9 protein-coding genes are annotated in these 11,430 nt (G+C 75.1%); 7 read left to right on the forward strand and 2 right to left on the reverse strand.

The window, feature by feature from the left end:
- A complete protein-coding gene (locus ACF08D_RS09210) occupies nucleotides 1-753 on the reverse strand; it encodes a hypothetical protein (RefSeq protein ID WP_392221927.1) in 753 nt (250 codons plus the stop codon).
- 162 nt (nucleotides 754-915) lie between these two features.
- On the opposite strand from ACF08D_RS09210, the gene ACF08D_RS09215 reads away from it, so the two are divergent.
- Nucleotides 916-2,280 carry an FAD-dependent oxidoreductase gene (locus tag ACF08D_RS09215; protein ID WP_392221928.1) on the forward strand — a complete coding sequence of 455 codons (1,365 nt, stop codon included), beginning with the start codon at nucleotides 916-918 and terminating at the stop codon, nucleotides 2,278-2,280.
- A 231-nt stretch (nucleotides 2,281-2,511) separates the two neighbouring features.
- Nucleotides 2,512-3,726, forward strand: a complete 1,215-nt coding sequence (locus ACF08D_RS09220; RefSeq protein ID WP_392221929.1) for an IS701 family transposase — start codon at nucleotides 2,512-2,514, stop codon at nucleotides 3,724-3,726.
- Here the strand turns inward: ACF08D_RS09220 and ACF08D_RS09225 are convergent.
- A complete protein-coding gene (locus tag ACF08D_RS09225; RefSeq protein ID WP_392221930.1) occupies nucleotides 3,714-5,741 on the reverse strand; it encodes a helix-turn-helix domain-containing protein in 2,028 nt (675 codons plus the stop codon). The two genes, ACF08D_RS09220 and ACF08D_RS09225, sit on opposite strands and share 13 nt — an antisense overlap.
- A 415-nt stretch (nucleotides 5,742-6,156) precedes the next feature.
- Here ACF08D_RS09225 and ACF08D_RS09230 point away from each other — a divergent pair, with 415 nt between their 5' ends.
- From ACF08D_RS09230 to ACF08D_RS09250, 5 genes are read left to right on the forward strand one after another with little or no spacing between them, the layout of a single operon-like run.
- Nucleotides 6,157-6,777 carry an NAD(P)H-dependent oxidoreductase gene (locus ACF08D_RS09230; protein ID WP_392221931.1) on the forward strand — a complete coding sequence of 207 codons (621 nt, stop codon included), beginning with the start codon at nucleotides 6,157-6,159 and terminating at the stop codon, nucleotides 6,775-6,777.
- 56 nt (nucleotides 6,778-6,833) lie between these two features.
- Nucleotides 6,834-8,018: a 3-deoxy-7-phosphoheptulonate synthase gene (locus ACF08D_RS09235; protein ID WP_392221932.1), complete on the forward strand. Its 1,185-nt coding sequence runs from the start codon at nucleotides 6,834-6,836 to the stop codon at nucleotides 8,016-8,018.
- A gap of 39 nt (nucleotides 8,019-8,057) precedes the next feature.
- On the forward strand, nucleotides 8,058-8,825 hold the full coding sequence (locus tag ACF08D_RS09240; protein WP_392221933.1) for a 2,3-dihydro-2,3-dihydroxybenzoate dehydrogenase: 768 nt from the start codon (nucleotides 8,058-8,060) through the stop codon (nucleotides 8,823-8,825).
- Between the two features lie 34 nt (nucleotides 8,826-8,859).
- Complete coding sequence (locus ACF08D_RS09245; RefSeq protein ID WP_392221934.1) at nucleotides 8,860-9,483, forward strand: isochorismatase family protein; 624 nt, start codon at nucleotides 8,860-8,862, stop codon at nucleotides 9,481-9,483.
- Nucleotides 9,480-11,393 (forward strand): anthranilate synthase family protein, encoded by a 1,914-nt coding sequence (locus ACF08D_RS09250; protein ID WP_392221935.1) that lies wholly within the window; start codon nucleotides 9,480-9,482, stop codon nucleotides 11,391-11,393. Before ACF08D_RS09245 ends, ACF08D_RS09250 begins: the two co-directional genes overlap by 4 nt.
- Nucleotides 11,394-11,430 lie beyond the last annotated feature (37 nt).

The raw sequence follows: 11,430 nt of genomic DNA on the forward strand, positions 1-11,430 counted from the left end.
TCACGGCTCCCGGCCCTCCTGGCGGGCGGTGGCGACCTCCTTGCGGAGTGCGCGGGCGAGGACGACGCCGATCAGGATGAGGGCGACCGCGAACCAGCGGGGCGCCGCGTCGTAGACGAGGACGAGCACGCCCATCGGGATGAGCAGGCCGACGAAGGGCATGAGCAGGCGCCGGACCGGGGGGCGGGGGACGGCCGGGTACCACTCGGTGAAGCGCGCCGCCGTGATCAGCGCCGACGCCTGGATCAGCCAGGCCGTCCAGAGGTTGTCCGGGTGGTGCAGGACGAGGTCGCCGACACCGCCCGCGACGGCCGCCACCAGGAAGGCCAGGGCCCAGGCCCGGGTGACGACGACGTTGACGCGCCGGAAGTGCTCGGTGGGCCAGAACGCGCGGGGCACCTTGCGGCGGGCGTACGGGGTGGTCAGGGGTTTCCGGGCGGCGAGGGAGAGCAGGGCGAGGGCGGTGATCGTGAGGTTGGACACCTCGTTCGCGTACGTCTCCAGCCAGCGCAGGCCGGCCGGGGTGGCGACCATGCCGAGGACGGTCAGGCCGGCGAAGAGGACCAGCGCGGCGACCTCCAGGAGGACCGGGCGGTGCCGCACCAGCAGGAGCAGCACCGCCACGGCCAGGGAGAGCGCGGCGGCGAGTTCGTAGCGGCCGGGGCCGGACAGCAGGGAGAACAGGATCCACGGGGACATCCCGGTGATGGAGCTGTTCATCAGGCGGGCGCCCCAGCCGGTGGCGCCGTTCATAGCTCCAGCGTGGCGCCAATCATGCAAGGAGGCGAGAGATGTCATAAGCCCGGCTTATGTGGCCATAGACGGGGGGCGGGTACCGAGGTGAGGTGAGCCTTACTTAGGCTGCGTACGAGCACTCCCTGTGTCCGCTCGTTCCTCGCTCGAAGGGAATCCGCCATGCCCCGCCCCCTGCGGGTCGCGATCGTCGGTGCCGGCCCCGCCGGAATCTACGCCGCCGACGCGCTGCTGAAGTCCGATGCCGCCGCCGACCCCGGCGTCTCGATCGACCTCTTCGAGCGGATGCCCGCGCCGTTCGGTCTCATCCGCTACGGCGTCGCTCCCGACCACCCGCGCATCAAGGGCATCATCACGGCCCTGCACCAGGTGCTGGACAAGCCGCAGATCCGCCTGTTCGGCAATGTGGACTACGGCACCGACATCGACCTGGACGACCTGCGGACGTTCTACGACGCGGTGGTCTTCTCCACCGGCGCGACGGCGGACCGGGCGCTGGACATCCCGGGCATCGAGCTGGACGGTTCGTACGGCGCCGCCGACTTCGTGTCCTGGTACGACGGGCACCCGGACGTGCCGCGCACCTGGCCGCTGGAGGCCGAGAAGGTCGCCGTGCTGGGCGTGGGGAACGTGGCGCTGGACGTGGCGCGCATCCTGGCCAAGACGGCCGACGAGCTGCTGCCGACGGAGATCCCGCCGAACGTCTACGAGGGCCTGAAGGCGAACAAGGCGCTGGAGATCCACGTCTTCGGCCGCCGGGGCCCGGCGCAGGCGAAGTTCAGCCCGATGGAGCTGCGCGAGCTGGACCACTCGCCGAACATCGAGGTCGTCGTCAACCCCGAGGACATCGACTACGACGAGGGCTCGATCGCGTCGCGGCGCTCCAACAAGCAGGTCGACATGGTCGCGAAGACCCTGGAGAACTGGGCGATCCGCGATGTGGGCGACCGGCCGCACAAGCTGTTCCTGCACTTCTTCGAGTCGCCCGCCGAGGTCGTCGGCGAGGACGGCAGGGTCGTCGGCCTGCGGACCGAGCGCACCGAGCTGGACGGCACGGGCAATGTGAGGGGCACGGGCGAGTTCACCACCTGGGACGTGGGCGCCGTGTACCGCGCGGTGGGCTACCTCTCGGACGAGCTGCCGAAGCTGCCGTTCGACGTGGTCAGCGGCACGGTGCCGGACGAGGGCGGCCGGGTCGTGGAGGCCGGGGCGCCGATGCCGTCGACGTACGTCACGGGCTGGATCCGGCGCGGCCCGGTCGGTCTGATCGGCCACACCAAGGGCGACGCCAACGAGACGGTCGCCAACCTGCTGGAGGACGCCCGCGAGGGCCGGCTGCTGACGCCGGTGTCGCCGGAGGAGGACGCCGTGGTGGCGCACCTGCGGGACAAGGGCGTGGAGTACACCACGTGGGAGGGCTGGTACCGGCTGGACGCCGCCGAGCGGGCGCTGGGCGAGGCCGAGGGCCGTGAGCGAGTGAAGATCGTGGAGCGCGAGGGCATGCTGCGGGCGAGCGCCGGGCAGTGACCACCGCGCGACCGGGCCGTCCCCCTTCCTTGCAGGGGGGCGGCCCGGTCGCCGTTTTCAGGCGTCGAGCAGCGGGACTCCGGCCGGCCGGGCAGCGGGGCCGGGCGGGAGGGGGTGTTCCGGTCACCACGCCGTCCGGCAGGTGTGTGCTCTGGGTACCTAGGCGGGGCGTGCCGGCGGCGCACACAGTGGGAGGGAGGTTGCGCAGGTGCGAACGAGACGGGGGATGCGATGCGGAACGGTGGCGTGTACGCGGGGGCCCGGAGCGGTGCGGGCGGCCCGGCGCGGGCCGGGGGGCACGACGACGTGTTCAACGACCTGTGCTCGGTGCTGTTCGCCTCGCTGACGCGCAGGGACCAGCGGCACAGGGGCCGGGAGTACCTGCGGGGGCTGCTCCAGGCCGAGGGGCGCAAGTCGATACGCAACATCGCGGCGATGACCGGTGGTTCGGCCACCGAGCAGCGGCTGCACCACTTCATCACCAGCTCGACGTGGGACTGGACGACGGTACGGCGGGAGCTGGCGCGCCATGTGGCGCGGGTGGCGCCGCCGGAGGCGTGGGTCGCCCACCCGATGATCATTCCCAAGGCCGGGGAGCACTCGGTGGGCGTGGACCGGCACTTCGTGTCCGCGATGGGGCAGGTGATGAACGCCCAGCGGGCCATCGGGGTGTGGGCGGCGTCGGAGCAGCTGTGCGCGCCCGCGAACTGGCGGCTGCACCTGTCGGAGACCTGGCTGGACGACGGCAGGCGGCGGGTGCGGGCGGCGATCCCGGACGGTTTCCTGCTGGAGCGGACGCTCGGGGAGTGTGCCGTCGAGGCGTGCCTGGACACGGCCGCCGAGGGCGGGCTGCCGGTGCGGCCGGTGGTGCTGGACGCCCGGGAGGCCGATGTGACGGCGGTGTTCCGGCGGCTGCGGGCGGCCGGCCTGCCGGTGGTGGCCCGGATCGGGGGCGCGCTGGCGCTGTCGGTGAGCGACCCGGCGCTCCCGGCGCGGGGCGGTGAGCCCGCGCAGGCGCAGCGGATCATGGGGGCGGTGCGGGAGCTGCGGCGGCCGGCGATGTGGACGGGCGGGCCGGGCGGTGCCGACGGGGGTGCGCGCCGCAGCCTGGTGGCCGCGCTGCGGGTGGGGCTGCCGGGCGCGCCGGCAAGCGCCCCGGGGCTGCTGCTCGTCGGGGAGTGGCGGGGCCGCCAGCGCTGGCCGGCGGCGCTGTGGCTGACCGACCTGGCGGAGGCGCACCCCGCGTCGGTGCTGCGGCTGGGCACCCTGCTGGACCGGGTGGACCGGGACTTCGCGGCGGTCGCCGACCAGGTGGGCGTACGGGACTACGCGGGGCGGTCGTTCAGCGGCTGGCACCGCCATGTGACGCTGGCGTCGGCCGCGCACGTGGTGGCCGCGCTGACCCGGGGTGCCGGGCCGGGCGCGTACCTGGATCAGGCGTCCTGACCGGACGGTGGTCCGGCCCCCGGCCCGGCACCCGGCCCGGTGCGCCGGCCGCGCAGGATGTGCTGGATGCGCGCCAGGCGCAGCGCCGTACGCACCTCGAAGGACCGCTCCGGCTGCTGCCACCCGGGCCCGAGCAGCTCGCCGACCCTTTTGAGGCGGCGGGTCACGGTGTTGGGGTGGACGTGCAGGGCCTTGGCCGCGTTGGTGGGGCTGCCGCCGGTGTCGAAGTACGCCTCCAGGGTGCGGGTGAGATCGGTGGAGGAGCGGCGGTCGGAGTCGGCGACCGGCCCGATGGTGGCGTCGATGAAGCCGTCGACGTCGTGGTCGTCGGACAGCAGGACACCCAGGAAGCCCAGTTCGCGTACCGAGGCGGCGCGGCCCTCGGCGCCGAGGGCGGTCATCGCGTCCAGGCAGCGCTGGGCCTCCTGGTGGCCGTGGAAGACGGAGCCGGCGCCGGTCACGGGGCCGGCGCCGCTGACCGTGACGGGGGCGCCGAGCAGCGGTGACAGCTCGTCGGCGACGGCGCGGGCCGCGGCGCTGGGGTCGGTGCCGGGCAGCAGGAGCACGGCGGTGCCGCCGTGCATGCTCTTGAGGCCGCCCGTCCGCCGGGCGTAGGAGGCGGCCCAGACGACGGCCCGGCCGCCGGCGCCGCCCTCGGGGCGGGCGATGACGACGACGTGCGGCTGGTCCACGTCGATGCCGAGGCGGCGGGCCTTGTCCTCCAGTTGTCTGGGCGGGTGCTCGGAGTGGGTGAGCAGGTCGTCGAGCAGCTTGTCCCGCACCCGGCTCCGGTCGGCGGCGCCGCCACCGCTGCGGAGCAGCAGCAGGACGGCGACCGAGCGGGTGGCCAGGTGGAGGAGCCGCTCGTCGAGGCGGGTGAGCGGGCGTCCGGGGCGCAGGAACAGCGAGCCGAGCGCCTCGTCGCCGGCGGTGACCGGGGCGATCCAGGTGCCGTCGGCGGCCTTCAGCGGCCGGGCGGCGGTGTGGGCGCGCATGGTGTCGGCGAGCCCCGGGTCCCCCGGGCCGGGGGCGTCCAAAGCGGCGCCCTCCGGAGCGGCCGGGCCATCCGGAGCCGCGGCCGGGGCGCCGGGCGGGCGGGCGTCCGAGTCGGCGAGGACGGTGCCGTCGGTGGCGCAGACCCGGACCGCGCCGCCGAGCCGGCCGGCCAGTTCGGCGGCCACGGTGTGCACATCCCCTCCGTCCAGCACCAGTTCGGTCAGCCGGTTCTGGATGTCGGCCAGTTCGCGCAGGTCGCGCAGGCCCGCCTCGGTGCGGTCGGCGGTGCGGGCGAGTTCGGAGACGATGGCGGTGGAGCGGTCCAGCACCCGGGCGTTCTCCACCGCCGCGCTGGCGAGGTCCCCGAGGGAGCCCATCAGCGAGATCTCGTCAGTGGTGAAGTGGCGCACCTTCCGGTCGGCCGCGTAGAGCACGGCGAAGGTCCCGCCGCCATTGCTGAGCGGCACCGCCATCACGGCGCGCAGCGCCTCGGCCCGTACGACCTCGTCGAACGCCTCGCTGCGCCGGATCGACCCGTCGGTGAGGTAGTCCGGGGTCCAGGAGGGCGCCGCGGTGGCGAGGACGTCGCCGACCAGCCCGGCGTCCCCGGGGAGCACCAGGCCGACGGTGAGCATCGAGGTGTGGCCCTCGGAGGCGCGGACGTGGACGCGGGCCCGCTCCTCGTCGGGGAAGCCGATGAACGCCATGTCGGTGCCGAGCAGCACCCGGGCGCGCCGCGTGATCACCTTGAGCAGGCTGTTCAGGTCGTAGGGCGCGGCCAGGTCGCGGGCGATGTCGACGAGCGTGGACAGCCCCTTCTCGCGCCGCCGGTGGCGGCCGAGCTGGGCGTAGACGCTGAGCCCCAGCTCCCTGGCCCGCTCCAGCGCCTCGTACTCCACGGTGCTCGCGCCCTTGCGCCGGGCGTCCGCCGCCAGGGCCTCCAGGCGGTCGGCCGGTGCCTCGCCGGCCAGTAACTCCAGTACTGCGGTCGTGTACGGCTTGGCGTGGTTCCGCGGCACGTCGCCCCCCGGTTGTACGGCTGCACTTCCTGCCTGCTGAGTGGTTGGAAGCTATGCATGGGCCAGGGGCACAGTCAACATTTTGTTGAAGTGTGGACGCTCTGGGTGACAGGGCGTCAGCCGGTCGCGGTGCTCCGGCCACCGTCCGGGCCGCCCGCACGGTGGCGGGAGCACCACCGGCGCCCGGATGGGGCCGACCTGATGGAGTCGGCGGCACTTGACGGAGTGCGGCGAAAGCCGTTGGCGGGCCCGAGGGGCGCGCCCCACGATCGGGGTGATCGGTACGCCGGTCCGCACCGCCGTACCCCCCGGCCGGCCACCACCCCTGGCCCCGCCGCACGCCCGGCCCCGCCGCGATCCGCGGCCCCGGCCGCGCCCTCGCCCCACGCCGTACGCCTCGCTCACGGGAAGCGCCATGACCAACTTCGCCGTCATCTACTACTCGTCCACCGGCAATGTGCACCAGCTGGCCGAGACCGCCGCAGCCGCCGGTGAGAAGGCGGGCGCCCAGGTGCGCCTGCGGCGGGCCGCCGAGCTGTTCCCGCCGGACACCGTGGCCGCCACCCCCGCCTGGGCGGAGCACCTGGCCGCCACCGCCAGCGTGCCCGAGGCGGCGCTGGAGGACCTGGAGTGGGCCGACGCTCTGCTGTTCGGCACGCCCACCCGCTTCGGCCTGCCGGCCGCCCAGCTCAAGCGGTACCTCGACACCACCGTCGGGCTGTCCCTGGCGGGGAGCCTGAGCGGCAAGGTCGTCTCGTCCTTCACCTCGTCCAGCGGCACCCACAGCGGCCAGGAGAGCACCCTGCTGGCGCTGAACAACACCTTCTACCACTGGGGTTCGCTGATCGTGCCGGCCGGCTCGGTGGACCCGGTGCTGTCCGCGCCCGCCAACGGCAATCCGTACGGCGTCAGCAGCGTCTCCGGCAACCGGCCCGGCAACGTCGGCCCGGACAACCTCGCGGCCATCGAGGTCCTCGCCCGCCGCGTCATCGGCGTCGCCGCCGCCCTGGAGCGCGGCGCGGCCCCCGCGCGCTGACGCGCCTCCCCCGCCCCGCCCCTGCCCGTCCCGTCCCGCACTGGAGGAAGACCACGATGGCGGTCACCGCGCCCGAGACCCGCCCCGCACCCGCCCGCCAGCAACCGGACTGGCCGGACGCGACGGAGGTGGCGCGGGTCCGTGCCGCCCTGTCGGCGCTGCCCCCGCTCGTCCGGGCCGGCGACGTACGGGCGCTCCGCGCCCAGCTGGCCAGGGTGGCGGCCGGCGAGGCCCAGGTGGTGCAGGCCGGGGACTGCGCCGAGGACCCGGCCGAGTGCACCCCCGGGTACGTGGCGCGCAAGCGCGCCGTGCTGGACCTGCTCGCCGGGGCGATGCGGATGGTCACCCACCGCCCGGTGGTGCGCGTGGGGCGGATGGCGGGCCAGTTCGCCAAGCCCCGCTCCCGGCCCACCGAGTGGTGCAACGGCATCGAACTGCCCGTCTACCGGGGCCACATGGTCAACGGTCCCGAGCCCGACCCGGCGGCCCGGCGGCCCGACCCGGAGCGGCTGCTGGCCGGCTACCGCGCGGCGAGCGAGGCCATGACGCACCTCGGCTGGAGACCGGGCGGCGGGCCGGACGGCCCCGGGCACGGGCCCGACGCGCCGGTGTGGACCAGCCACGAGGCGCTGCTGCTCGACTACGAACTGCCCATGCTGCGGCCCGGGGACGGCGACCGCCCGCTGCTCGCCTCGACGCACTGGCCGTGGATCGGCGAGCGCACCCGCCAGGTGGACGGCGCGCACGTGGACCTGCTGGCCCGGGTGGACAACCCGGTGGCCTGCAAGGTCGGTCCGGGCATGACGGCGGACGAACTGACGGCGCTGTGCGAGCGGCTCGACCCGCTGCGCGAGCCCGGCCGCCTCACGCTGATCGCCCGGATGGGCGCCGGCGCGGTGGCGGACCGGCTGCCGCCGCTGGTGGCCGCCGCGCGGGCGTCCGGGCACCCGGTGATCTGGCTCTGCGACCCCCTGCACGGCAACACCGTGAGCACCCCGGACGGCGTGAAGACGCGGGTGGTGACCACGGTCGAGCGCGAGGTGCGGGAGTTCCAGCGGGCCGTCACGGAGGCCGGGGGCGTGGCCGGCGGGCTGCACCTGGAGACCACGCCCGACGACGTGGCGGAGTGCGTGGCCGCCGAGGGGCCCGGCGGCCCGGCGGCCGGCAAGTACACCAGCTTCTGCGACCCCCGGCTCAACCCCGCCCAGGCCGTGTCCGTGGTCTCCGCCTGGCGCGGCTGACCCGGGCCCGGCATCACCAGCACCGGAAGGAGATCGGACATGCGGGACAGGGTTGCCCTGGTCACCGGGGCGGCGGGCGGTATCGGCGCGTCCGTGGTGCGGGCGCTGGGCGGGCTCGGCGCGCGGGTGGCGGCCGTCGACCGGGACCCCGAGCGGCTGCGCGAGACCGTGGAGAGGGCGGCGGACGGCACGGCCGTCGAGGGCTTCGCCTGCGACGTGACCGACGCCGGGCGCGTCGAGGCCGTGGTCGCCGCCGTCGAGGAGCGGCTCGGGCCGGTGGACTACCTCGTCAACGCGGCCGGTGTGCTGCGGCTCGGCGAGGCGGTGCACCTCACCGACGAGGACTGGGCGGACACCTTCGCCGTCAACACCACCGGCGTGTTCCACCTGTGCCGGTCGGTCGTCGGCCGGATGGTGCCCCGCCGGCGCGGAGCCGTGGTCACCGTGGCGTCCAACGCCGCCGGCACCCCCCGTACCGACATGGGGGCGTACGCCGCGTCCAAGGCCGCCGCCGCGATGTACACCAAGTGCCTCGGCCTGGAGGTCGCCCGGTACGGCATCCGCTGCAACGTGGTGGCGCCGGGCTCGACCGACACCCCGATGCTGTCCTCGATGTGGCACGACGAGACGGGCCCCCGGGGCACCGTCGAGGGCCGGCCCGAGTCCTTCCGGGTGGGCATCCCGCTGGGCCGGCTGGCCCGGCCGTCGGACGTCGCCGAGGCCGTCGTCTTCCTGCTGTCCGACCGCGCCGCCCACATCACCCTGCACGACCTCACGGTCGACGGCGGTGCCGCACTCGGGGCCTGACGCACGCGCGGGCACCACCCAACGGAGGAAAGTCATGGCAGGCATACCCCCCATCGAGCCGTACGCCCTACCCACGGCGGGCGACCTGCCCGCCGCCGTCGCCCGGTGGACCCCCGACCCGGGCCGGGCGGTGCTGCTCGTCCACGACATGCAGCGCTACTTCCTGAAGCCCCTGCCGGACCCGCTGCGCGACGCCGTGGTGGCCAACGCCGCGCTGGTGCGCGAGCGCTGCGCCGCGCTCGGCGTCCCCGTCGCGTACACCGCGCAGCCCGGTGACATGACCGGGGAACAGCGGGGCCTGCTGCGGGACTTCTGGGGCCCGGGCATGACCGCGAGCCCCGCCGACCGCGAGATCACCGACCGGCTGGCCCCGGCGCCCGGGGACGAGGTCTTCACCAAGTGGCGCTACAGCGCCTTCTTCCGCTCCGGGCTGCTGGAGTGGATGCGCGCCGCCGGGCGCGACCAGCTGATCGTCTGCGGGGTGTACGCGCACGTGGGCGTGCTCGCCACGGCGGTGGACGCGTTCACCCACGACATCGAGACGTTCCTGGTCGCCGACGCGGTCGCCGACTTCTCCGCGGAGCACCACCGGACGGCGGTCGCGTACGCGGCGGCGCGCTGCGCGCGGGTCCTCACCGCGAAGGAGGTCCTCGGATGACCGGGCCGGACCTGCTCGGCCGGATCCTCGGCGGGCGGGAGGCGGCGTTCGCGCTGCTGCACCGCCCCGAGACCACCGGGCCGGGCACGGTGGAGGTCCTCACCGGCGAGGTGAGCACGCCCGGCACGCTCGCGGAGATCCCGCTGCCCGAGGGGCCGGCCGCCCCCGGCGCCCGGCACGAGGTGCTGGCGGTCGTCCCGTACCGGCAGATCGCGGAGCGCGGCTTCCGCTGCGCCGACGACGGCGCGCCGCTGATCGCCATGGCGGTCACCGGCCAGGCCGCGGTGCCGGTCGCGGAGGTGCTGGCCCGGGTCGCCGACGTGCCGATCGACCTGACGGGCGGTCACTTCGACCTGGACGACGAGGCGTACGCCGAGACGGTCCGCGCCGTGGTCGCCGACGAGATCGGGCAGGGCGCGGGGGCGAACTTCGTCATCAAGCGCTCGTACACCGCCGACATCACCGGCTACACCCCGGCGTGCGCCCTGGCGTTCTTCCGGCGGCTGCTGGAGCGGGAGTCGGGGACGTACTGGACCTTCCTCGTCCACACCGGTACGCGCACCTTCGTCGGCGCCACCCCCGAGCGGCACGTCAGCCTGCGGGACGGCACCGCCGTGATGAACCCCATCAGCGGCACCTACCGCTATCCGCCGACCGGGCCGACCCTGCCGGAGGTGATGGACTTCCTCGCCGACGCCAAGGAGGCCGACGAGCTGTTCATGGTGGTGGACGAGGAGCTGAAGATGATGGCCCGCGTCTGCGACACGGGCGGGCGGGTGGTGGGCCCGTACCTCAAGGAGATGGCGCGCCTGGCGCACACCGAGTACGTCATCGAGGGCCGCAGCGACCGCGATCCGCGCGAGATCCTGCGCGAGACGATGTTCGCCCCGACGGTCACCGGCAGCCCGCTGGAGAGCGCCTGCCGGGTCATCGGCCGGTACGAGCCGGGCGGCCGGGGCTACTACAGCGGGGTCGTCGCCCTGATGGGGCGGGACGCCGGGGGCGCGCGCACCCTCGACTCGTCCATCCTGATCCGCACCGCCGACATCGATGCCGGCGGCCGGGTGCGGATCGGCGTCGGCGCCACGCTCGTCCGCCACTCCGACCCGGCCTCGGAGGTCGCCGAGACCCGGGCCAAGGCCGCCGGGCTGCTCTCCGCGCTGGAGGCGGGCGGGCCCCGCCGGTTCGCCGCGCACCCGCGCGTCCGCGAGGCGCTGGAGCGGCGCAACGCCACCCTCGCGGGCTTCTGGCTGGCCGGCGGCGACGCCCCGCCGCCGCCGCTGCCCGCGCTGGCCGGCCGGCGGGTCCTGGTGGTCGACGCCGAGGACACCTTCACCGCGATGCTCGCCCACCAGCTCGCGGCGCTCGGACTCCGTGTCGAGGTGCGCCGGTTCGACGAGCCGTACGCGGTGCGGGACCACGACCTGGTGGTGCTGGGCCCGGGGCCCGGCTCGCCGCACGCGGCGGACGACCCCCGGATCGGCCACATGCGGGCGGCGGCGCGCGCCCTGCTGGAGGAGCGGCGCCCGTTCCTCGCCGTGTGCCTGAGCCACCAGGTGCTCAGCGGGGAGCTGGGCTTCGCGGTGGCCCGCCGGGACGTGCCGCACCAGGGGGTGCAGCGGGCCGTCGACCTCTTCGGCTCCCGCGAACTGGTCGGCTACTACAACACGTTCACCGCCGTCAGCGACGCCGACAAGGTCGACTGCCCCGGTGTGGGCGTGGTGGAGGTCTGCCGGGAGGCCGGCACCGGTGAGGTGCACGCGCTGCGCGGCCCCCACTTCGCCTCGGTGCAGTTCCACCCGGAGTCGCTGCTCACCCGGGACGGCACCCGGATCGTCGGCCGGCTCCTGGCGGACGTCCTGGGCGCGGAGGTCTCCGCCGCCGGCGCCGCCCCGGATCACCCCGGGTAGACCGGGCGCCCCGCCCCCGACCCGTACCCACCCGCTC

This window comes from Streptomyces sp. NPDC015131 (assembly GCF_043079975.1).
Taxonomy (GTDB): domain Bacteria; phylum Actinomycetota; class Actinomycetes; order Streptomycetales; family Streptomycetaceae; genus Streptomyces.